The sequence below is a fragment of the Planktothrix sp. FACHB-1365 genome (genome assembly GCF_014697575.1).
GTDB lineage: Bacteria > Cyanobacteriota > Cyanobacteriia > Cyanobacteriales > Microcoleaceae > Planktothrix.
Window position 1 is genome coordinate 192864 of the sequence record NZ_JACJSC010000001.1, and the last position, 23062, is coordinate 215925.

25 protein-coding genes are annotated in these 23062 nt (G+C 39.3%); 10 read left to right on the forward strand and 15 right to left on the reverse strand.

What is annotated here, in order from left to right; all coding sequences use genetic code 11:
* Positions 1–62 precede the first annotated feature (62 nt).
* Positions 63–2666, reverse strand: a complete 2604-nt coding sequence (acnB, locus tag H6G57_RS00850; RefSeq protein ID WP_190515250.1) for a bifunctional aconitate hydratase 2/2-methylisocitrate dehydratase — start codon at positions 2664–2666, stop codon at positions 63–65.
* 260 nt (positions 2667–2926) lie between these two features.
* Here acnB and H6G57_RS00855 point away from each other — a divergent pair, with 260 nt between their 5' ends.
* The gene (locus H6G57_RS00855; protein ID WP_190515252.1) at positions 2927–3223 is read left to right on the forward strand and encodes a hypothetical protein; all 297 of its coding nucleotides are present in this window, start codon (positions 2927–2929) and stop codon (positions 3221–3223) included.
* Between the two features lie 147 nt (positions 3224–3370).
* Here H6G57_RS00855 and H6G57_RS00860 read toward each other — a convergent pair whose 3' ends face one another.
* The 3 genes from H6G57_RS00860 to H6G57_RS00870 form a co-directional block, all read right to left on the reverse strand.
* Entirely contained in the window at positions 3371–3937 is a 567-nt protein-coding gene (locus tag H6G57_RS00860; RefSeq protein ID WP_190515253.1) for a hypothetical protein, read from the reverse strand.
* A 75-nt stretch (positions 3938–4012) separates the two neighbouring features.
* Positions 4013–5527 (reverse strand): AAA family ATPase, encoded by a 1515-nt coding sequence (locus tag H6G57_RS00865; RefSeq protein WP_190515255.1) that lies wholly within the window; start codon positions 5525–5527, stop codon positions 4013–4015.
* 69 nt (positions 5528–5596) lie between these two features.
* Positions 5597–5848, reverse strand: coding sequence for a hypothetical protein (locus tag H6G57_RS00870; RefSeq protein WP_190515256.1), 252 nt, complete (start codon positions 5846–5848; stop codon positions 5597–5599).
* Positions 5849–6076: 228 nt separating this feature from the next.
* On the opposite strand from H6G57_RS00870, the gene H6G57_RS00875 reads away from it, so the two are divergent.
* Together H6G57_RS00875 and H6G57_RS00880 are read left to right on the forward strand one after the other, a co-directional pair.
* A complete protein-coding gene (locus H6G57_RS00875) occupies positions 6077–6364 on the forward strand; it encodes a hypothetical protein (RefSeq protein WP_190515258.1) in 288 nt (95 codons plus the stop codon).
* A gap of 161 nt (positions 6365–6525) precedes the next feature.
* Positions 6526–7620 carry a sensor histidine kinase KdpD gene (locus tag H6G57_RS00880; protein ID WP_190515259.1) on the forward strand — a complete coding sequence of 365 codons (1095 nt, stop codon included), beginning with the start codon at positions 6526–6528 and terminating at the stop codon, positions 7618–7620.
* Here H6G57_RS00880 and H6G57_RS29540 read toward each other — a convergent pair whose 3' ends face one another.
* Together H6G57_RS29540 and H6G57_RS00890 are read right to left on the reverse strand one after the other, a co-directional pair.
* Positions 7621–8409: a calcium-binding protein gene (locus H6G57_RS29540; RefSeq protein ID WP_190515261.1), complete on the reverse strand. Its 789-nt coding sequence runs from the start codon at positions 8407–8409 to the stop codon at positions 7621–7623.
* Between the two features lie 183 nt (positions 8410–8592).
* The gene (locus tag H6G57_RS00890; RefSeq protein ID WP_199313897.1) at positions 8593–9615 is read right to left on the reverse strand and encodes an adenosine deaminase; all 1023 of its coding nucleotides are present in this window, start codon (positions 9613–9615) and stop codon (positions 8593–8595) included.
* 260 nt (positions 9616–9875) lie between these two features.
* Here H6G57_RS00890 and H6G57_RS00895 point away from each other — a divergent pair, with 260 nt between their 5' ends.
* From H6G57_RS00895 to H6G57_RS00920, 6 genes are all read left to right on the forward strand, one after another.
* Complete coding sequence (locus tag H6G57_RS00895; RefSeq protein ID WP_190515263.1) at positions 9876–11291, forward strand: HD domain-containing phosphohydrolase; 1416 nt, start codon at positions 9876–9878, stop codon at positions 11289–11291.
* Between the two features lie 28 nt (positions 11292–11319).
* The gene (locus H6G57_RS00900; protein ID WP_190515264.1) at positions 11320–11928 is read left to right on the forward strand and encodes a pentapeptide repeat-containing protein; all 609 of its coding nucleotides are present in this window, start codon (positions 11320–11322) and stop codon (positions 11926–11928) included.
* Between the two features lie 59 nt (positions 11929–11987).
* The gene (locus H6G57_RS00905) at positions 11988–12218 is read left to right on the forward strand and encodes an addiction module protein (RefSeq protein ID WP_190515266.1); all 231 of its coding nucleotides are present in this window, start codon (positions 11988–11990) and stop codon (positions 12216–12218) included.
* Positions 12215–12505: a type II toxin-antitoxin system RelE/ParE family toxin gene (locus tag H6G57_RS00910; RefSeq protein WP_190515268.1), complete on the forward strand. Its 291-nt coding sequence runs from the start codon at positions 12215–12217 to the stop codon at positions 12503–12505. Before H6G57_RS00905 ends, H6G57_RS00910 begins: the two co-directional genes overlap by 4 nt.
* 100 nt (positions 12506–12605) lie before the next feature.
* Complete coding sequence (locus H6G57_RS00915; protein WP_190515269.1) at positions 12606–13163, forward strand: Uma2 family endonuclease; 558 nt, start codon at positions 12606–12608, stop codon at positions 13161–13163.
* 244 nt (positions 13164–13407) lie between these two features.
* Positions 13408–14166 carry a DUF2993 domain-containing protein gene (locus tag H6G57_RS00920; RefSeq protein ID WP_190515270.1) on the forward strand — a complete coding sequence of 253 codons (759 nt, stop codon included), beginning with the start codon at positions 13408–13410 and terminating at the stop codon, positions 14164–14166.
* A 225-nt stretch (positions 14167–14391) separates the two neighbouring features.
* Here H6G57_RS00920 and psb35 read toward each other — a convergent pair whose 3' ends face one another.
* Positions 14392–14562: a photosystem II assembly protein Psb35 gene (psb35, locus tag H6G57_RS00925; protein WP_190515272.1), complete on the reverse strand. Its 171-nt coding sequence runs from the start codon at positions 14560–14562 to the stop codon at positions 14392–14394.
* A 231-nt stretch (positions 14563–14793) separates the two neighbouring features.
* On the opposite strand from psb35, the gene H6G57_RS00930 reads away from it, so the two are divergent.
* Positions 14794–17658 carry a glycerol-3-phosphate acyltransferase gene (locus H6G57_RS00930; RefSeq protein ID WP_190515274.1) on the forward strand — a complete coding sequence of 955 codons (2865 nt, stop codon included), beginning with the start codon at positions 14794–14796 and terminating at the stop codon, positions 17656–17658.
* A 22-nt stretch (positions 17659–17680) separates the two neighbouring features.
* Here H6G57_RS00930 and H6G57_RS00935 read toward each other — a convergent pair whose 3' ends face one another.
* From H6G57_RS00935 to H6G57_RS00970, 8 genes are all read right to left on the reverse strand, one after another.
* Complete coding sequence (locus H6G57_RS00935; protein WP_190515275.1) at positions 17681–18589, reverse strand: hypothetical protein; 909 nt, start codon at positions 18587–18589, stop codon at positions 17681–17683.
* Between the two features lie 162 nt (positions 18590–18751).
* Positions 18752–20353: a radical SAM protein gene (locus tag H6G57_RS00940; RefSeq protein ID WP_190516262.1), complete on the reverse strand. Its 1602-nt coding sequence runs from the start codon at positions 20351–20353 to the stop codon at positions 18752–18754.
* A gap of 186 nt (positions 20354–20539) precedes the next feature.
* Positions 20540–20659, reverse strand: coding sequence for a photosystem II reaction center protein J (locus tag H6G57_RS00945; RefSeq protein WP_072718248.1), 120 nt, complete (start codon positions 20657–20659; stop codon positions 20540–20542).
* A 161-nt stretch (positions 20660–20820) separates the two neighbouring features.
* Positions 20821–20940: a photosystem II reaction center protein L gene (locus tag H6G57_RS00950; protein WP_190515277.1), complete on the reverse strand. Its 120-nt coding sequence runs from the start codon at positions 20938–20940 to the stop codon at positions 20821–20823.
* Between the two features lie 10 nt (positions 20941–20950).
* On the reverse strand, positions 20951–21088 hold the full coding sequence (gene psbF, locus H6G57_RS00955; protein WP_072718246.1) for a cytochrome b559 subunit beta: 138 nt from the start codon (positions 21086–21088) through the stop codon (positions 20951–20953).
* Between the two features lie 21 nt (positions 21089–21109).
* A complete protein-coding gene (gene psbE / locus H6G57_RS00960) occupies positions 21110–21358 on the reverse strand; it encodes a cytochrome b559 subunit alpha (protein ID WP_190515279.1) in 249 nt (82 codons plus the stop codon).
* A 100-nt stretch (positions 21359–21458) separates the two neighbouring features.
* Positions 21459–22466, reverse strand: coding sequence for a photosynthesis system II assembly factor Ycf48 (locus H6G57_RS00965; protein ID WP_190515280.1), 1008 nt, complete (start codon positions 22464–22466; stop codon positions 21459–21461).
* Positions 22467–22490: 24 nt separating this feature from the next.
* On the reverse strand, positions 22491–22820 hold the full coding sequence (locus H6G57_RS00970) for a rubredoxin (RefSeq protein ID WP_190516264.1): 330 nt from the start codon (positions 22818–22820) through the stop codon (positions 22491–22493).
* Positions 22821–23062: the final 242 nt, after the last annotated feature.

The window sequence follows — 23062 nt, forward strand, 5'->3', positions numbered from 1 at the left end:
ATATCAATTATCTTTTGCTTTTTTGTACCTAATTTTTTGCGAATGAAACAGCCCTGGGGGGGTTAGGTCAACGCCGGAATACCCAAAACATCCTCTAACTTAGGCATCTGATCCACAGGAATCACCCGCCCGAAATCCTCAAAATTCTCAATCTGATCAAAATTGAGATAACGGTATAAATCACCTTTAAACGGATCAACTTTTTGCGCCACAATATCCATATATTCCTCAACAGTCGGAATCTTACCTAATAGGGCACAGACCGCCGCCAATTCCGCAGAACCGAGATAGACCCTTGCACCTTTACCCATGCGATTATTAAAATTACGGGTCGAAGTCGAGAACACAGTGGCATTATCCTCGACACGGGCTTGATTCCCCATACACAGGGAACATCCCGGCATTTCTGTTCTTGCACCTGCGGCGGCAAAGATGCCATAAACCCCTTCTTCTCGGAGTTGTTGTTCATCCATGCGAGTCGGTGGACAAATCCATAAACGCCCTTTCACCGTACCCGCACCTTCTAAAATCTTAGCAGCCGCCCGATAATGTCCAATATTGGTCATACAAGAACCAATAAACACCTCATCTACTTTATCCCCGGCACATTCACTCATTAATTTAACGTTATCCGGGTCATTAGGCGCGGCAACAATCGGTTCTTTAATCTCGCTTAAATTCACCTCCAGGGTATCCACATATTCTGCATCGGCATCCCCAGACATTAAACTTGGATTGGCCAACCATGCTTCCATCTTAGCAATCCGCCGTAACAGGGTAGGAGCATCTTGATAACCCCGTGCAATCATATTTTTCATTAACACGACGTTAGAACGCAAGTATTCCGCGACGGTTTCTTCACTGAGTTTAATGGTACTTCCAGAACAGGAACGTTCAGCCGTGGCATCGGTTAATTCAAAGGCTTGTTCCACCTTTAAATCCGGTAAGCCTTCCATTTCCATAATCCGACCGTTGAAAACGTTGATTTTGTTTTCTTTTCCAATGGTGAGCTTACCCTGTTGCATGGCGACCCAAGGAATAGCGTTAACAATATCCCGTAAAGTGACTCCGGGTTGTAATTCTCCGGTAAACTTGACTAAGACCGATTCTGGCATATCTAAGGGCATTACCCCTAAAGCGGAGGCAAAAGCCACTAAACCTGACCCAGCCGGAAAGGAAATACCCAGGGGAAAACGGGTGTGGGAGTCACCTCCTGTACCGACGGTATCCGGTAATAACATCCGGTTTAACCAAGAGTGAATAATTCCATCTCCTGGCTTTAAGGCGACCCCCCCACGAGTTGCGAAAAAGTCGGGTAATTCTTTATGGGTTTTAATATCAACGGGTTTCGGGTATGCTGCGGTGTGACAGAAACTCTGCATAACTAAATCAGCCGAAAACCCTAAGCAGGCGAGTTCTTTCAGTTCATCCCTGGTCATCGGGCCAGTGGTATCTTGAGAACCTACGGTGGTCATCAACGGTTCGCAGGATGTCCCTGGACGGACTCCCGGCAACCCGCAGGCTTTTCCAACCATTTTCTGAGCGAGGGTGAAGCCTTTTCCAGTGTCTTCTGGCAGGGAAGGACGTACAAACAAGGTGCTGGGTTCTAGTCCCAAGGCGGCACGGGTTTTATCCGTTAAGCTGCGACCAATTAATAGAGGAATGCGACCTCCAGCCCGCACTTCATCTAAAATCGTATCGGGTTTGAGGGTAAAGGTAGAAATCACTTCTCCCGCTTCGTTGGTAATTTCACCGTTGTAGGGATGAATGGTGATCACATCCCCAGTATCCAGTTTACTAACATCACATTCAATGGGGAGGGCGCCGGAATCTTCAGCCGTATTAAAGAAAATTGGGGCAATTTTTCCCCCTAAAATATAACCGCCCCCCCTTTTATTGGGAACGTAGGGAATATCGTTACCAATATGCCACAGCACGGAGTTAATCGCAGATTTCCGAGAAGAACCTGTACCCACAACGTCTCCGACATAAGCGACGGGATGCCCTTTTTTCTTCAGTTCGGCTATGTTTTCTAACCCTCCCGGCATCCGACTTTCCAACATGGCTAAGGCGTGTAAGGGAATATCGGGGCGGGTGGTAGCGTGGGGCGCCGGAGACAGGTCATCGGTGTTGGTTTCCCCAGGAACTTTAAAGACCGTGACGGTAATGGTTTCGGGCAGTTGCGGACGTCCGATAAACCAGTCGGCTTCTGCCCAAGCGTCAATGACTTGTTTCGCAAAAGGATTAACTTCCGATAAATGCAGAACGTCGTTGAAGGCGTCGAAGACTAACAACGTCTTACTGAGGGCATTCGCAGCAGCCGAAGCAATACTTTCATCCCGAACTTTGAGCAAGTCTATCAAAGATTGGACGTTATAGCCTCCCACCATTGTACCCAAAAGAGAAACAGCACCTTGATGGGAAATCAGGGGGCTGGTGATTTCGTCTTTGGCAATAGCGGTTAAAAAGGCAGCTTTGATGTATGCGGCTTCATCGACACCGGGGGGGATACGGTCTCTCAGCAAGGTCATCAAAAATTCTTTCTCTTCCTCTGGCGGGTTTTTCAAGAGTTCGCAGAGTTCGGAGGTTTGTTGGGCGTTGAGGGGAAGGGGGGGAATGCCCAGTTGAGCGCGTTCTTCAGCGTGTTGACGATATGCTTCTAGCATAGGTTCGGGTGTTCTCCTATAATACCTTGATTTTAGTTATTGTATTGTAATGGGAAGTTTACGGGAGTTACTGGTAAACGAATTGGTGAGGAAAGCTCAATGTAAAATATTGAACTAAGCATTTTGTCATTTTTAGAAATTTTATTATCAATTACTATCAATAAACTTGAAATTCATGCTTTTTTAACAGCATATAAAATAATATAGAGACGCTAATATCTTATTGCCCAGTAAAGATTATTTACCTTATTTACCAAAGATTGTATGTATTATTAAATGAAATCTTTATTTTCTTAACAATTTCATTTTTATTAGACAAATCAGGCAATAGAATTATTATTAAAAATTTTAAAGATCAACACTTAAATTTGGGTTTTATATGTACTGAAAGATTTGAATCTATCTGCAAAATTAGGGCTATTTATTTACATAAAGCTTTAATTCCTTTTACTGATTTGTCTCCAATGCTTATGATGCAAGGGTTAAGAATTATTTTAATTTTAACAGTAGATGTTCATTTTAATCAAGTTGGTATGGGATTTATTCAAGTTTCTTAACAAGCGATCACATCCCTGGCTCCCCCAACAACTAATTACTTATTAAACTAAGCTGTTCAGTATCGAGAATTGTGATGAGGAAATTGCCATATCCTTATAGTAGGGGGCGTCCCCGCTCCCTACTATACCGTTTAAATGCACAACAGCTTAGTCATTCTCTACTAATCTTGGATCAGGAATACCGCAAACAGCTATTGCATAGTCAATATCATCTAGATAATAATCATCTATAGGAGCATCTGGATACAATAGACAATCTTCCACCCAAATATAATCTTCCCCAAAAAGTTTTTCTCGCTTTTTATGTAGAATAAAGTTTTTTAAAGCCTTCCAAGGAGTAATTTCTAGCCCAGGAATAGTGTTTGTATTTCTGGAGTTCCATACTTCTTCAAAAGGAATGTCTTTTTGCTTTTTTATATCTTCATGAATACGACAAAAAATTCTGGAAACTTTATCTTTAGCTATTTTAATTTGTTCGCTTTTTGGGTAATGTACACTACCACTAAAGAATGATCTTATATAGCGATCTGGATAGTCAATCCAATCATACAAACATACCTTTCCATCATTAAATTCAACTATAACATCACTACCACCCTCAATATGAGACCTTTCATTAGTTCTCCAATCACGACCAACCGCGAAAATTTGTTTATATAATTGTTCTGGCAGTCCTAAATAATCTACAAATACTCGATTAGCTTTTTTTTCCATAGAGAAAATCCTTTTTATAAGGTTAGTATTGTTAAAGCTTACCGTAATCATAATACTATATAAACCAAAACCTTGTCAAGTTAAACTGGCTTTAATTTCTTCTACAGGGGTATCATCAGGATCAGATTCAGATTCATCCTGTGGAGAAACTAAAACAATCACTTTCACCCGACTCGGTATATTAATATCAAGGTGATGATCTAAAATTAATTGTCCTTTTTCATCCATTAGTTTTAATTCAGCCGCATCTAAATAGCGACTTTCTTCTTCTAAATCAACTTCGCTAAAATCTTCTGGCCAATCTCCAAACGTTCCTGCTTCATCTAAATCAGCCGTTGTTATATTTGTACAACCTTCTTGATCACGAGTAAACCAATGTAACTTAATTTTATCAGGTGTAATTCGATCTTCTGCAACTAAGGATTGAATTCGTTTTAAAATCAAGTCACTGTGAGTTTCTATCACAACTCTTACTCCTCTATTCGCTGATTCTACTAATATATCAGCTAAGGAGGCTTGAGCGCGAGGATGTAAATGAATTTCGGGTTGTTCTAGGTAAACTAATTGTTCAGGTTCAGCAACTAATAACGCAACCAGAGCAGGTAAAGTTTGAGAAACACCAAAACCGACATCAGCAATGCTAACCATCTCTGTAGATTTAGTTTTAGAATTAAAATTACAAGGAAGTCGAGCGACTCTAATTTCAACTTGAGTATCATTAATCTGTTTAGTGTCAACTTTACCTGTTAACCCTAAAATCTTTAAATATCTAGCTAAGTCTTTAAGTTTAGAAGATTTTGTTATTTGCCAATTATTAATCACACTAGCAACATAAGGCTCAAAAGTACCTAGAAATTGTTCCCCAATTGCTGTTACTGGATAAGTCCGTTCTGGATTTCCCCTTAAACCAGGTACATGAATAATACTGCGAATAGATTGTTCAAATATTCCGGTTTGACTAAAGCTATAAATTGTTGGTGAGAGAGATTTTTTGTCATAATTTGCAATGATTTGAGTTTCTAAGAAACATCTAATTCGGGTGACATTAATAAAAATATTGTTAAATTGATTAGGCAATTTAATGAACGAATTTTTATATCTCTCTAAAAATCCTTTGGGTAAAACATTCTCAAGTTCTTCCTGGGTCATATCTTTTCGTAAAACTGTTTCTGGTTCGCCTTTTTCTTGATAAACCATTTGTTTTAGATCAATGCCTTTACGGGTTTTGCAAAATTCAAATCTGATGGATCTAGATTGATTGATTTCAGTTTCAACGAAAAAATTCTTATATTTTTTAGAAGATAGTTTAGAAAAAACTTGTTCTGTAGATGTAAATCTTACATTAGAACCATTTAATAATAAAGCCCCTGGATCGTAAGTTGCTTCCAAGGTTTGTTTGAGCAGAAGTAAGGGCTGCATAATACTAGATTTACCCGAACTATTGGCTCCTGATAGTATCGTTAAATTCTGAATTTCTATAGTACAGGGATTGGCAATAGATTTATAGCCACCAACAGATATTTTAGTAATTCCTTCAAATTTTTCATTTTTTGATTTTGTAGAATTAGTTATCTTAACTGATTTAGCCATAATTTAATTTTAATTATAAAATTATTCAAATATTGTATCACAAATTTTAATTTTATAACCTGTAATAACTTATTCTGCATCAATACGCTCCCACATTTTTTCTAAAGGGATTGTTTGTCCTGTTTTCATTTCGTGTAACGCTCGTCTCAAACTGGCTTTAATTTCTTCCACAGGGGTATCATCAGGATCAGATTCTAATTCATCCTGGGGAGAAACTAAAACAATCACTTTCACCCGACTCGGTGTATTAATATCAAGTTGATGATCTAAAATTAATTGCCCGTTTTCATCAACAGTTCCCATAACTTCAAATGCTTGCATGATTGAATCTCCTGAACGAGTTAACCCTATTTAATTGTAGCATATTTTATTGAATTAGGATAGGATATAAAGTGCGATCGCTGTCTAAAAATAAAACTTTAAATAGATATTAACTCTCTCCTTGACCCAAATACTTTAAAATGAATTAAATTTGTTGATTAACTCATAATCAACGGCTCTCTCTGCGTTAGAATCAAGTTTAAAATAACACCCAGAAGGAGGAGCATCGTGTTGAAACTGCTACGAATCCTAATTCAGATTATTCAACCCTTTTTAGTGCCCATTTGCTTTGTTTTGGCTTGGGGATTTGTGATTTTGATAGTTTGGAGTATCGGTGCTGCGATGCGGGATACCATGCAACGGGCCAAGCAAATGCACCAAATCCCCTGTGCAGATTGTATGTTCTTTACAGGGAACTATCACCTCAAATGTCCAGTCCAACCTAAAATCGCCTTATCTGAAGCCGCAATCAATTGTCCAGACTATAGCAGTCGAAATCAGACATTGACGCTATGATTGGCAATAAAGATCAAAAAATTCCTAACCCAGCTAGAACAATGGTAATTTCAGACGGATCAGGATGGGTTACGCTTTGGAATTTGTCACCTAGAATAGAAAAGTAAGTTTAAGGGTTGCTGAGATTCAACCTTTGGAGCGACTGACGGGTGTAATATATTATGGGTCAAAAGCTCAGACAATCCAGGGAACTACAGCGAGGAGTGCTAATTGCTATAGTCGGTGTGATAGCAGTGGGACTTATTGCTTATTTTGCTCAAAGTTTTCCAGTCTTCACAGCATTCATACCGATTGTTTCGGTGTTAGTGGCTTTGTTTAGTTCTGTAATGGCGTTGATTTATTATCAAAATTTGCAACAATTCAAGCTGGAAAAAGTTGCTTTAGAGGCGTTATTACAAACCACGAAAGAAAAGTTTCAGGTTGAAAAAGCAGATCTCGAACAAAAACTTAAAATAACCTGGGACAAATATCGTTCTGTTGAAGCTAAAAATAAAGTTTTGCAGGAGATGAATCATCGAAAGGATGAGTTTTTGAGGCAAACTTCCCATGAGTTAAGAACGCCGATGAATGGGATTATTGGCTCCTTACAACTGTTATTAGATGATTTATGTGATGATCGAGATGAAGAACGAGAGCTTTTAGAACAAGCGCATGATTCCTCTCTACATCTTTTAACATTAATCAATCAAGTTTTAGACTTAGCTCGAATAGAAGAAGGTCGAGTTTCCTTTGATATTAAAACTATTGATTTACACGCCAGTTTAACCGCCGCTATTTATCTACAATTTTCTAATATTCGTCAGAAGGGATTACGTCTCTATAAACAAGACTATTCTCACCGGATTAAAGTTAAAGCAGACCCGACAAAACTTAAACAAGTTTTAATCAATATTATTGGGAATGCGATTAAGTTTACAGATCGAGGGAGTATTTCGATTAGCACAGAAGTTCGCTCTATTGTTCAGAGTGACACTCAAGAGAGTGAAGAAATGGCAGTGATTACAGTTAAAGATACTGGAATTGGAATTTCCCCTCAAATTCAAGAAAAACTATTTCAACCTTTTGTTGTTGAAGATGAATCCCGACTCCATGCTTTAGGAAGTACGGGACTAGGATTAGTCATTTCCAGAAATTTAGTAGAAATGATGGGAGGTAAAATCCAATTAGTGAGTCCCGGAAAAAATCAAGGAACCATCGTTGAGATCTTTTTACCCTTAAGTGATGGAGAAACCAATAGTTCAGATTTTACCGATTAACTAACCTAAAGAAGTTGGGAAAAATAGGAACGAAGAAGTTAATAATTGCTGGGGTTCAATATTTTCTAAAAATCCGATAATTTGACCCGTCGCTTGAACTTCAATTAAGGTTCCCCCACCGAGGGTACGTTCAATACTAGGGAATATTCCTCTGACAGCTTCAGGGGTAATTGAAACTAAACTGAGTTGAGCAAAGGAAGGAACGCCACTGACGACAATCACGTCTTCTCCGGGGGTAAAATCTGTAATCACATCCGCATTTTCGGGAATAAAATTCGAGGCTGAACTCGTACTATCTGACTCAATTAAACGAACAGCAAAGTGATCAATTCCAAATCCTCCTGTTAACTGATTTACCCCTTTATCGCCAGCCAAGGAATCATTTCCGGCTGAACCCAAAAGGGTATCATTTCCCTGTCCACCAAAAACCGAATCATCTCCATTTCCCCCATTAATATAATCTGCACCTAAATTTCCTTGAATAATATCATTACTATTTAAACCAATTAAAGAGTCATTTCCTTTCCCTCCAAATAAACTATCATCCCCTGCACCTCCTGATAAGGTATCCGCACCTTCTAAGCCATAAAGTATAAAGTCAAAGGGGGCTAGAAATGGAGAAACTTCAATATAATCAGGGTTAGTTGTTCCAATATATTCCCCCTTTCTATTAGCATCTTTATTCGTAATTGTAATAATATTAACTCCTACTAAGGAGGTTGTACTACCTGTGGACATTGCAACAGGTTCAGGAGTAGATGGGGATGAAAAATTTGGTTGCAGGGTCATAAATCCAATCTCCGTAAAAGATCAAGGCGAAAGAAATTGCTCTGTTTAAAAAGTACAAATTATCCTACTACAAAAAAAGTAAAAATAGCAATAACCTGCCTATTTCAAAACTGACTATTGAGATCGAGTATAGGATATGGGGTGTAGGAAATTAAGCTGGATCAAATTTAGACCCTGAACAGCTTAACTTAATTTTTGTGTAAACTGTTGCATAAATTGGTCTAACTCATCAATTCTATTTTGCTTTTCCTGTTCCCCTAAAAATGACGCTAAAAAAGAATTTTTAGCCAATTGATAAATCTCTTGAAAACTAAAGTTTAAAGCGGATTGAGTTTCGAGAAAATTCTCCAGAATATAGCCCCCAAAATAAGCCGGATCATCAGAATTTACCGTAACACATAATCCTAAATCCAGAAGGGTTTTGAGATTATGATGTTGTAAAGTTGGAAAAACCTTTAACTTCACGTTCGATAAGGGACAAACCGTTAAAGGCATCTGTTTTTCCTTTAAATATTCTACTAACTTCTGATCTTCAATACAGCGAACCCCATGATCAATTCGAGAAACTTTTAATACATGAATCGCTTGCCAAATATATTCGGGTGGCCCCTCTTCTCCTGCATGAGCAACGGTTAAAAAGCCTAAATTTCTAGCGACTTCAAAAACTGTTTTAAAGAGTGAGGGAGGATAACCTTTTTCAGAAGAATCTAATCCTACTGCTATAATTTGATCTCGATACGGAATCGCTTGTTTTAAGATTTCCATAGCAGATTCGGGACTTAAATGGCGCAAAAAACATAACATTAACCGAGACGAAATACCTAATTTTTTCTGTCCTGCTTGTAAGGCTTGATCAATACCTGACAGTACAACTTCAAAGGGAATTCCGCGTTGTGTATGGGTTTGAGGATCAAAAAATATTTCAGTATGTCGGACATTTTGACAAGCTACTTTTTCCAAATAAGCCCAAGTTAAATCATAAAAATCTTGCTCTGTCAATAATACCCTAGAACCCAAATAATATAAATCTAAAAAAGATTGGAGATGATTAAACTGGTAAGCTTGTCGAATTTCCTCCACCGAAGCAAAGGGTAATTTAATCTGATTTCGTTCAGCCAAATTCAACATAAATTCCGGTTCTAACGACCCTTCAATATGAATATGTAATTCGGCTTTAGGAATCTGTTGAATAAACTCAGTAATCATGTCTACTTTCCCTATGGTTTCAGTAAAAATCGACAGTATTTTTCCACCCTATTCCTGTTTTTTCTCTTGTTAAGTCAGATCAAGGCAAAATTAAACAGAAAACGCGGAGGGGTTTAAAAGCTGTAATATCCTTGATGGATTGATCCTATCCTAAATCCTGGGCGATCTCGACGAGAAAATGAAAATTTTTAGCTATTTACTTTTATAATTCTGCCCATAGCAGTTAAGATTTAAGGAATAGTCGGGACTCGCGTTTGCCAATGAATCCAGAATCCACGCTCAATCAGCTTAAAACCTCCCTTTCAGATGGTCAACTGCCTTCTAGTTATGGTGTCTATTTCAAGAATACGCTAGTTGCACTCTGTCATGCACTTGAAGATCACATTTTGCAAAATAGTGATGCACCCCCAGAGCAACAACCTCTGGTGTTAGTGACATTTCAGGAGGGAAAATGGTATCTTCAAGAAGCTGATCGCTATTTTGATCTGGTTCAATCTTGTCGTCATGTTGTGATTAGCGCTGTTGCAGATAGTGGGTTTTTGACCCATCGTACCGGACAGTTAGAAAATGTTTCTTTAATTAATTTAGACCGTTCTGATAGTTTGGTCATGGAGTGGAATTTAATTATTTTAGCTCCAAGTTATACGACAATGGTATTATGCCATGAATTAATGCCCGATGAATATCCGGCTCATAGCAAACCCACAACTGATACAGAACGAAAATTTTATGGATTATGGACATTTGATCAAAAATTAGTTCGAGAATCTGCTAGAATTTTAATTGATCGTTTTCGACCCTATAATTCTGAATTAGCAGACCGTTTATTGCAACAATATCAAGAAATTATAGCGACACCTTATCATCAAGTTCCTGATTTAACCGGAGTTGTTTCTCGGATTGTCAGTTATTTACAATCTTCTCAACAAGAACTGATTACTGTTAACCGCCAAACCCGTGAATTATGGGAATTAGAAGGACAAGCAAAACGAGTCAGCCGCAATATTACTGCGAATAAATTACAAGCGTTTTTAAGAATGGCGCAACGGGTTGATGAACGAGATCAAAATAACCCCTGTGCTTCCTTACAAGTCGCTGCCTTATCAGAAACCATTGGACAAATTTTAGATCTGCCTACGGTGAAATTAAGGCGGTTACAATTAGCCGGATTATTATATCGAATTGGGTTGTCTTCAGCACCGGATGAAGTGTTTACTCAAAGCCCAGAAGAAATGGATGATGCGACTCGAAAGTTTTGGTCAGAACGGGCTTTAATTGGGGCAAGATTATTAGAGTCGATGCCAGAATTAGCAATTATTCGGGATGTGGTCGCTCATCAGTTAGAATGTTGGGATGGCAGTGGAAAACCCGATGGGCTAAAAGGCGAAGAAATTAATATTAAAGCTCGAATTTTAGGGCTAGTTGCTTATTTTCAAAGCTTAACTCAACCTAGAGGAAAACGCCACGCCCATAGCTTAACAGAGGCGATGGAAAAATGTCAGGAGTTAAGTGGAACTCGGTTTGACCCAGCATTAGTTGAAGCCTTAAAAAATGTTGTAAAATTAGCTGAAATTGGCTTAATACAATTGCCGACTCAACCCAGTCAATTACCCAATGTGTGGTTAGAAGAAGCATTAAGTTCTAAGCCTAAAACTGAAACACAATCTCAAGTTTAAGTTATTGGAATCATCACTCATTATCACTATGACTCACTCCCCATCTTTGGATCTTAATGCCATTAGGCGAGGAACCATTCAAAACCTCAGTCATGTTAATTTATCCGGTGTGGATTTATCAGGAGCCAATTTAGCTCAGGTGGATTTATCCGGTGCTAATTTATCCGGTGCTAATTTATCCGGTGCTAATTTACAAGGCGCGCAAGTTCGAGCTAATTTAAGAGGCGCTGATTTATCCGGTGCTAATTTACAAGGAACAGACTTCAGAAATGCCGATTTAAGAGGAGCAATTCTATTAAATGCAGAGGTACAAGAAGCCAGCTTTCTAGGGACATTTTTAACCGGAGCGACCTGTGGAAATTTAGATTTAAGTGGGGTTGATTTACGGGCGGCTGATTTACGGGGGGTAAATTTGTCTCAAGGAATTTTATATCAAGCTGATTTAAGAAATACCAATTTATCGGGGGCTGATTTATCAGGCGCTGATTTAGAAGAAGCCAATTTATCCGGTGCTATTCTTCGAGGAACTAATTTAGAACGAGCCAATTTACTCTGCGCTATTCTTGAACAAACTGTATTTGTTGGTGTTATTTTAGAGGGTGCTTGTTTGGAGGGGACAACGTTAATAAAAGGTTGACGGTTTCTAGTCTAAAATATGTTAAATTATGATTATAATTAAGCAATTGGCGAGGAGCTATGCGGTCAATTGAACAACTGACAGAAGAGCTTTTATCTCTCCCTAGTGCATCAAGAGCACTTTTAGCAGAAAAACTCGCAGAAAGTTTAGAATTCGATACCGATCCAAAGATTCAGGCTGCTTGGACATCTGAAGCCCATAAACGACGTAACGAGATCCGAAGTGGTGCTGTGCAAGCAATTCCAGGGGATGAAGCCTTAGCTCAAGTGAGGATGTTGCTTGACCCATGAAGTATGTATTTCACCCTGAAGCACTGGCTGAATATGCTGATGCTGTCCAATACTATGCAGCACAGAGTTCTGAAGTAGCACAGGCATTTATTAACGTTATTGAGGATGCAGTTTATCGAATTAAGGAATCTCCGACTCGCTGGGCTATATTTGACGAAAACGTTCGGCGATGTTTGACGCGCAAATTTCCCTATAGCATCCTCTATACGATTGAGCAAGACTACATTTTGATTCTAGCAGTGACGCATTGCAGTCGAGAGCCTGGGTATTGGAAAAACCGCAAATAATAATTGTAGAAAACTCATATAGCAATCCCAAGTTGTCTAGGAGTGCTTGCTTTAAGGGTAGTAAAGTATCAGAATTAAAACAGAAATTGGGTTTAAAGTGATGATTCAAACAACCACCCCAAAGTTAACATTAGAGGAATTTCTGCAACAACCGGAAACGAAACCTGCCCAAGAATTAATTAATGGTCAAATTAGATCCAAACCGATGCCCCAAGGTGAACATAGTTTAATTCAAGGGAAACTTTGCGAGGTGATTAACGCCGTTGCTGAACCTCACAAAATTGCCTATGCGTTTCCTGAATTACGCTGTAGTTTTGGGGGAAATGCAATTGTTCCTGATATCGTTGTATTTCGATGGGAAAGAATTCCTCGCACCTCTTCCTGTCGAATTGCTAATCGCTTCGAGGTTCATCCTGATTGGTCAATTGAAATTTTATCCCCTGAACAAAGTCAAACCAAAGTTTTAGGAAATTTGTTGCATTGTTCCCAAAATGGAACAGAATTAGGGTGGTTAATTGACCCCGATGAAGAAACAGTTTTAATTGTATTTGCTGACCAACGGGTACAACTTTTACGGGGAGATACTCCCTTACCTATTTTAACCGGAATTAAGTTACAGTTAACCGTTAATCAAATTTTTGAATGGTTGATTTTGTAATCGGCAACTCGGACAAATGCTGTAATAGAGCATAGTGATCACGGATCAAGCTGTGTACCTTAAGAGCCAACACGACTTATACGCGCTATTGGGCGACGATTCACTCAACCATTCTAACGGGTTCACCATTTCCCGTAACCATCATCCCTGGTTTAACTTTCAACTATCCCCCCGATAAGTATTACTGATTTTTACAAAACTTCATAAAAAGTTATAATGAGTAGGTCGGCTAACGAGCATAGGAATGGTACAGGCTTTGTTTGGAAGCACTTCTTTTCAGACTCAAAGTGGCGATCGCCTGGTCAGCAAGGCTGTCGGGACTGCGATCGCGGCTTTGTTCAAGCGTTCTGAAAAAATTGAAGCCAACGTTCGGGCGGAACCTGTAGCCAAGCTATTGCAGGGAAGCGTCGATGGTTTTGATTTCATCGGAAACGGAATGCTGATGTACAACGGCCTCCGCATTGCCGTCATGGAACTCTATGTGCAAGCGGTGTCTATTGATTTCAGCGCCATTTTTACAGGTCAAGTGAAGTTACGACAACCCACTCAAGCGAGTTTACGGGTGGTGTTAACCGAGGAAGATTTAACGGACTCTTTTAACACTCCGTTTGTCGTCGAAAAACTTCAGCGCCTTCAATATCAGGGAGAACCCTTAAAGTTTACTAAAACTTTAATGACTATTACTCCTGAAAAAGCCCTGCGAATTCAATCAGAAATCCTCCTGGGAAATTCACAGGAACCTGTTCAAGTTGATTTTACAACTCAAGTGGAGGTGCAAGACCGTCAAAAAATCCGATTTGTCGATGTCCAATATAGCGGAAATCAGGAGGCTATTAACCTGAGTCAAGCTTTGGTGAACCATGTCAATGATTTATTAGATCTTGATAAGTTCGCCTTAGATGGAACCCAATTAAAGGTGGATCGACTGCGAATTCAAAACAATTCTCTGATTTTTTATGGGTCTGCCCAAATTAACCAATTTCCTAAAGGAAAGAAAAACTAAACCGTTGTTGGTTCATTGTTAAACATTGAATTATCGGAGGAGAGTTGTTAAAGAAAATCGGTTTGAGTTTGAAGTCGGGAAAAGCAACTGTTCTTCCCGACTTTCATCTTGACAGTAACGTTTGAAACCTGAAAAGATGAGTGAAAACCGATCCGGATCTGGCGTAAAAATAGCACCTCTGATTCGAGGAAATTAAAACTCCAGATCTACAGACCGATTTTGTCCTTAATTTTTCTCATCTTCTGAATTGACTTTAGGAATATAGTCTGGTCTTTCTTTACCTTCCCAACCGGGAGGGCGCTTAGAATTATACCAAGCAATTGATCCAATACTGACTGCCGCAATAAATCCGACAACAAGCACTGCAATCGGAATCCATAGGGTATTACTTGTCATAAGACCGATTTTTTCCTTAATTTAATGATACCTTAACGATTATCTCATTTTTGGTTAATTAAAAACTAAAAGTTCTTGGAATTACACCCACCCCAATATCATCACAATAGCAGGGAAAATCGGGATTAGCATTAAAAATAACAGAAACGCCAGAAGTAATTAAAATATTATCATTCACCAGATAAGGATAACAAGCTTCCCCTAAAACCGCATTATAGGAAAATATTGATCATGTATTTTGGCGTAATACTATTACTGTTATTGGGTAGCTTTAGTTTGGGGGCCTTACCCCTAACCCGTTGGATTGTTAAACTTTTATCGGGAAAAAATTTATCCCAATTAGGGACAGGAAATATTAGTGTTTCCGCCGCCTTTTCCCAGGGAGGAAAACAAGCGGGAATCATTGCTGTTATCCTAGAAATAGCACGGGGGATTATTCCAGTAATTACTGCCAAGATTTTATTCCCCAATACTCCAGTTTTGCAAATCGTCAGTTTAATTTTATTAGTCGCAGGGCGATATTTTATTGCTAAAGGAGGAGGCGTTACCAATGCAACTTGGGGAATATTAGTCTATTCTCCGATTATCGCCATTAGTAGCGGAATCACCGGATTAATGATCTGGAGAGTTAGTTATTTATTATTGCCCATTTCTAAGTCTTCTTCTCGACTTTGGGCATCCCGCTTAGGGTGTTTAAGTGCGATATTTTGGGTGTGGTTTTGGCATCAAAAATCCCAATCTCCTGCCTTTTCTCCTTGGGAATTGGTGGCAGTGATCGGTTTAGCGGTTGAATTAGTTATCATTAATTTAGCTCAAAAAGATGATGTAGGACTGTATATGAAACAACAATATTTTAACTTAAAAGATAAACTTGATATTCAACACTGTGGTGAAAAAGCAACCCGATTAAGTGAATTAAAACGGGCTGGGTTTAAAGTTCCTTTAGGGTGGGTTTTACCTGCAATTAACCGTTTAGAAGATATAAATATTTCTTTTAAAAAACAAATTCAATTAACAAATTATCCCTTAATTGTACGTTCTTCTGCCCTCGGAGAAGATAGTAACCATTCTTCGGCGGCGGGACAATATCAAACCATTGGCCCGATTTATTCCCCGACGGAATTACAACCTGCTATTATTCAATGTCGTAAATCTTATTGGAATCCTGAAGCGATTTCCTATCGTCAAAATCAACATATTTCTGATGGGGGAATTGCCGTATTAATTCAACCCTATTTAGCCAGTGAAGTTGCAGGCGTAATGTTTACTCGAAACCCCTTAGATGGCGGTTCACAAATTATTATTGAAGCCTTACGAGGGGGGGCACAATTGGTGGTTGGTGGTCAATTTACTCCCGTCCATTTAGAAATTGAAATCAATACCCCAATTGAGCAGTTAAAACTTCCTACAATTTTACCTAAAACAGTGATTTTAGAATTAGTTAAACTCGCCCAAGAAATAGAAACCTTTTATCAAGGTATTCCCCAAGATATTGAATGGTGTTGGGATGGGGTCAAAGTTTGGATTTTGCAAACTCGTCCGATTACTAATTTACACCCTATTTGGACAAGAACTATCGCCGCAGAAGTAATTCCTGGGGTCATTCCCCCCTTAACATGGTCAATTAATCGCCCCTTAACCTGTGGCGTTTGGGGTGAACTATTTACCTTAGTTTTAGGAAAAAAAGTTTCCCATTTAGATTTTAAACAAACTGCCACCTTATTCGCTTCCCACGCCTATTTTAACGCTACTTTATTAGGAGAAATCTTTACGTTAATGGGATTACCTAAACAGGGGTTAGAGTTTTTAGTCCGAGGGCAAAAAATGGGAAAACCTCCCCTTAGTAAACTCTTCCCTTCATTACCGGGTTTATGGCGACTCATTCAACGAGAACGGCATTTAGATCAAGATTTTAAACGAGATTTAGAACAGCTATTTTTACCGATATTACAACAGATTGAATCTCATCAATCCCTCGAATTACTAACCTTAACTCAACTCTTAGAACAAGCTGAAACCATACAAACGGCATTAAAATCAGCAACTTACTATAATATTATTGCTCCCATTGGGTTAGCGATTCGTCGAACCTTATTTAAAGTTTCTGATGCTTGGATACCCACCCATACCGCCCCAGAAGTTGCTTCAATGCAAGCGTTACAAACTCTAGCGGATCAAATTAGAGAAACCTTTACAGAAACCGAACCCATTACTAATCAATCTTTCGAGCAAAAACTCACAGAAAATCAACAATTTTATCAACAATTTGAAACGTGGTTACAAACCTATGGCTATTTAAGTGAAGTCGGAACGGATATTTCTGTTCCCAATTGGTTAGAACAACCAGAAATATTTAAAGAAATGCTATTCAAAATCATCAAAAATACGAATTACCGCATGGAAAATTTAAGCGTTTCTAATTTAACTCAATGGGAACAATGGCGACAAGCTCAATGTTATGAACGCACGTTAACGAAAAGTAAAATCGCTGAAGTTTATGGGAAACTTTTAGCTCATTTGCGATGGACAATATTAGCTATAGAATCCCAAGCTATTACTCAAGGAATATTAGAGAACTCAGGAGATATTTTTTATTTAGAATGGGATGAAATTAAAGCTTGGATAGAACAGAATATTGAACCCGATTTTATTCCGAAAGTTCATCAACGTCGGAATATTTTTCAAGAAGATTGCGATCGCAGTGTTCCTTCCATTGTTTATGGAAACATTTTACCAAAACCTCGGTCACAAACCACTCAAAATTCTGCAATTTTACAAGGAATTCCTGCTAGTATTGGATGTGTGGAAGGAATCGTTAAAATTTGTCGTAGTTTAACCAATATTATAGATCAAACCGAGGATAAAATTCTGGTTGTTCCCTACACCGATGCTGGATGGTCGCCCATTTTATTAACAGCAAAAGCCATTATTTCTGAAGTCGGCGGACAACTTTCTCATGGTGCAATTATCGCACGAGAATATGGTATCCCTGCGGTGATGAATATTCAAGAAGCTACCACCTCTTTAAAAGATGGTCAACGAGTTCGAGTTGATGGTTATCAAGGAACTGTTGAAATTTTAGAGAGTAAGGAATAAAAAATAACTCATTTCTAGTTACTTAAATTGTCGCTTCAGTTATCCCCAGTAATTTTTGGGTTTGTTCAGTAATTCCAAATAAGCGATCGCTATGACAAAAAATTTCCCAAGCCCGAATTCCCATAAAACCAATTCCTGCAACGGCTAAGGGGATTGCAGCAGCACCTAAAAGCGTGGCAATAGGGGGAAAAATCATACAAATTGTTAACAAAATTCCCGTTATTACACCGCCCGTAATTCCAGCAGTAGCGGTGGCAGTAGCGACATTTTTAACTAAGTCTGACTGGGTAATTTTGCCTTCAACATATAACAAAGAATTCTCCAAAATAGAAAAGACTAACTCGATAACTGCTGCAACAATCGCGCCTTTAATTGTTACCTGAACAATTTCGGTAACTGCTGTTTTAAAGGCAGCATCTGCTAAAACTTTTTTAGCAATTGCTAATTCTTCGGCCGTCATATCAACACCACCACGAGCACGATTCACCCAAAAATATTCAAAAATTCCGTTACTGGCTTCGCTTCCGCCACCATTAACGTGGGCTTTAATGTGACTCCAATCTTTATCCTGACAGAAATTACGAATGGCTTCTGGGCCTTGGGCGCGAATTTGGGCGGGTATAGATTCAAAGACTCTTGCTGCTTCTTGAACATTTCGCATTCCGTCACGCACACCCGCCCGAGCAAATTTTAATTGCAACCCTCTTGGTAGGTTTTCAAACCGGATATTATGGGCGACTTTAAAGGCTTCTTGAGTGGCAATTACCCCCGCACTCACCATTGAACTTGGGGCTGATTCTACCCATGCTGTTACGACATTGGTACTTTCTTGAACTTGAGCAGAGATTTTGTTCGCTAAATCTTGGGTATCGGCAACGGTTTTTTGCACCTTGGCAGTTAGGAATTCGAGGGGATTAGGGTTAATTTCCATGTTAATCTGGCTTGCCTCATTAATGATTCTATTATAGGTTAAAATCGTAGGTTGCGTAAGTGCTGCGCTTACGCAACCTAATTTAATATTATCAACAAAATCATTAAAATTTTAATTATTTACCTAAATAATATGATGGTGCGTGCGCGTTGCTTACGCACCCTACAGGGAGTTGGTAAGGTGTTTTTTCAGGGTGTTGACGGGTAAAGGGCCTTGAAGATGTTGCCAAGGTAAGACTTGATCTAAATCCCAATTTTGGTTAACATAATATTCCATTGGGGGTAACTTTCCGCGTAATTCTTTGAAGGCTCGGCGATAACTTCCAAGAGAATCTCCATAGTTTCTTACTAATTCTAACAGATGAGAAATTCGACGATCGCCCCTAGAAAGTAAAGCTTGAATCACAGACCATTTATAACTTTCAGGTCGGAAATCAATGTTATTGGATTTTAATTGTTTTTCTAATAATTTCAGTCGTTTTTCTGCATCAGGATTTACCCCAAACCACTGAAATGGAGTGTGGGATTTTGGTACAAAGGTACTACAACCGAGGGTTAATTTAAAGCCCGGTACTGCTTTTTTTAACGTCTTCATTAGGTCTATGGTGGCTTCCACATCTTCTAATTCTTCCCCAGGAATCCCCACCATGCCATAGAGTTTCATCCCTTGTAAACCGCCATTTTTAGCGTTAATAATGGCTTGAATAATTTCTTCATTTTCTAACTTTTTATTAATGATTTTTCGGAGGCGATCGCTACCACTTTCTACGGCAATTGTCAAGGTGCGAGTGTCTCGTTTTGCTAAGGTTTTTGCTAATTTTTCGGTAACGGTATTTGTTCTAACTGAAGCAATACTTAAACGCACATCATCATATTTCGATTGAGTTAAATAATTTAATAATTCATCAAATTCAGGATGTTGTGTCACGGACGCACCTAATAAACCTAAACGCCGTGTTACTTGCAGTCCCCGTTCAATTGCTGGAATTAAAGATGCTTCTAAACTCGCTGTTCTAAAGGGTAAAGTTAAATAACTGGCTAAACAGAAACGGCACATTTCAGGACAACTGCGAACCACTTCTACCATATAGATATTTTCCCAAGCCGCTTTTTCTGTAACAACCGTTGAAGCGGATAAAATATTACCTCGATAGGTTTGTTTTTGCACTTGAGACGGAATATTAGAATCGACAGGTTTAATGGCTTTAATGTTACCTTCTAAACTGTCATAAGAAACTTCATATAAACTCGGAATATAAACCCCTGGAATTTGGGCTAAATGTCGTAATTGAGTTGAACGAGACTCATGACAAACCTGTTGATAAGCGTCTATAAAATCGCCTAATAAGTTTTCGCCATCACCCAGTAGAATAATATCAAAAAAATCAGCAAAGGGTTCGGGATTAGCGGTTAATACGGGGCCGCCTCCAAAAATTAAGGGATGTTTTTCTGTCCGATGAACCGAACGCAGGGGAATATTGAGGAATTCTAAACGTTCAAAAATATTGACATAATCCAGTTCCCAAGAAAAGGAAAAACCGACGAGTTTAGGATGTTGAGGTAAGGGTTCATGCACATCCGTAAATAAACGACTTACTTCTATATCAGAACGCATGGCTAAAGTCGCCCAAACCAGTTGATATCCTAAACTGGTAATACCAACGGTATATTCATTAGGAAAAGCAAAAATAATTGGAATGGCATCTAAATTAGACGGTGTGGGACTAAACAGTAAACGTTCAGAATCAAAGACAGAAGCACTCACAGAATTAATCAAAAAACAGTCCTTGAAATGTATTTTTATTCTAGCTTATTTCCTAGGATAACAAAAATCCCACTCAAGGGGAGAGAGCGGGATTTTGTTATGAGTATGAAAGTTTTAGGGAAATTTATACTCAACTTTAAAGCGGGTAGAGAGGCGACATCTCGCGCTCATCCATCTATATCGGTCTTAGAAGGAAGAACCTAAACCTACATAAGAACCGTAGAAAAATAAACCAACCACAACTAAAACACCTGTTCCCGCAACAGTGGCGATTAACCACAAGGGAAGTCTACCTGATTGCAACACGGTTATTACCTCGTTAATTCAAAAGCTTAATTGACAAGGGATTTTAGATTTTGGATATGAGATTTAGGATGAATATTTAGGTAAAAAATATGTTTCCTCAATCAACGTTCGCGGAGTGTCACGAAATGAATCCAAAATCGTTAAATCGAGAAAAAATCCAGTTAGTTAAAGAAATAACTGGAGAATAAAATACCCAGAACAAAAATCAACAGCAAACCTAAATAGAGTGAAGTTCTGTTCAACTCAACAGGTTGACGATTTGGATTGGTACTGCGATCCATGGTGATTCTCCTATCGTTGAATAAATTGCATAGCTGCGATCGCACCCAGGAAGAAAACCGTAGGTACTGCTAAAGTATGAACGGCTAACCAACGGACTGTAAAAATCGGATAAGTTATCGGTTCATTGGAACTGGTGCCAGTTGCCATTTTATTAAACTCCTGTGTTAATTATTTACTCGAAAAGTCGCCAATTTGTTTTTTGCTATTAAAGCGATCGCTTACAATCGGAAGTTCCTGGCGTTGCTGAGTAAAATACTCATCGGGGCGAGGGGTTCCAAAGGCATCGTAAGCTAAACCGGTGCTGACAAACAGCCAACCTGCAATAAATAAAGCCGGAATTGTAATACTGTGAATCACCCAATACCGGATACTGGTAATAATATCGCCAAAAGGACGCTCTCCAGTTGTTCCTGACATCGTTAAATCTCCTCAAGCAACAGTTGAACACTCAAATCTATATGATACGGGAGCAGGGAATGCGGAACAAGCCTACTCCATTGATTTATCTCAGGTTTATTTAAGCCGTTTGTGGGGTCGAACCTTGATAACGGAGTAATGTCCCCCTCTGACCCAGGACAAACCCTTGTTCAGGGTCGAAAAACTTGATTTTGTACAGATTCGACGGGACATTTTCGACTTCCCGATCTTTCTGCCAAGTTTGGCCACCGTCAAAACTACACAGGAGATTTCCACTCCCGCCACTGACCCAAATTTCTTCAGGCGTGCGATAAGCTAAATCTAAAAATCCCCAACTGGTAGAATATTCTGGGTTAACCGGATCTCCCCAGGCTTTGATATCCTCTGGGTCAGTAAACCGCAATTCACCGCCCCGAGCAATCATCCACAAACGGCCATCTTGACCAAAACCAATCTTTTCTAACCGTTTAGAACTGTAACGGTTATGAGGTTCCCAGGCTTTAGATCCCGGTTCCCAAGTTGAGTAAAAATTCCCCTTAGCTGAAACGCTAATATAGCGACCATCCGCAGAACGAGACAGACTTCTGACAAAACCTACAGCATCTTCAACAAGAGCTTTCCAGGTTTTCCCGCCATCTTCGGTTTGGTAAATCGCTCCCACATCCGTTGTCATTTCTGCGGTATTGGGACTAAGAGCCACAATACTATAAGGAGAACCCGGTAACTTCGCACTTAAGGTAATCCGTTCCCAGGTTTGACCTTCATTGGTTGTATGCAACAAAATAGAGGGGAGTCCTGCAATCCAGCCTTCAGAACCGTTAAAGCTGACGGCGTTGAAGCGAACTTTTTCTTCCCCTAAATCCAGTTGCTTGACTTGCCAATGGTCGCCCCCATCTGTGGTTTCTAATAGCGTCGCGTCACTCCCCACAATCCAACCATGTTTCGGGTTAGTTCCGGTAAAAGCAATATCAGCTAAATTCGCTTGGGTTTCAGTGGGAACCACTTCCCAGGGATTGTAACTGAGTTGGGGCAGGTATCGACAGCTTGCACAAATTAATGCAACTGTCAAGACTATAACGATTTTTTGCAAAAATTTAACAATGTGCATTAGATTCAATGAAATTTTAATCCCTCAATTTAGGCCATACAAGCTCATAAAGAACAAAAATCCCAAGGCCAATCCCCCAAAAATTAGGAGATTCTTTTGCTGGGCGGTCAAGGTATTTACCCCCAGACCAAAGCCTAAATTCTCTTGAAACCCAGAGGGGTTTTCCACAGAGCCAATATTGATAAACTGGCTTTTCGGTGCGCCACAGACGGGACAACGCCACTTTGTCGGTAAATCTGTAAACGCTGTCCCCGCAAGCACATTAGAACTGCCTTTGGTTGGCTCATAGACATAGCCACAAGCTTTACACTCATGGCGATCAAGGGCTGTCACTTCAGTGGCTGGTTCACTCATAACTTGAACAGGGATGAGTTGAGAATTATTAGAAGAACTATTAAATAATATTACAAAATTTGAGCAAATCACAACAGACATTCCGATATCAGCATGAACAACAGATGTACATTCGGACTGCATCCCCCCGACCCGAAAATACAGAAAGCGGACTTTTGTTAAAGGGGTTCTGATCATTAATCGAAGATGAATGACGATCAACCTCTAAAATCTACAGAGTTGTGAATTAAAGAATCCCCGGT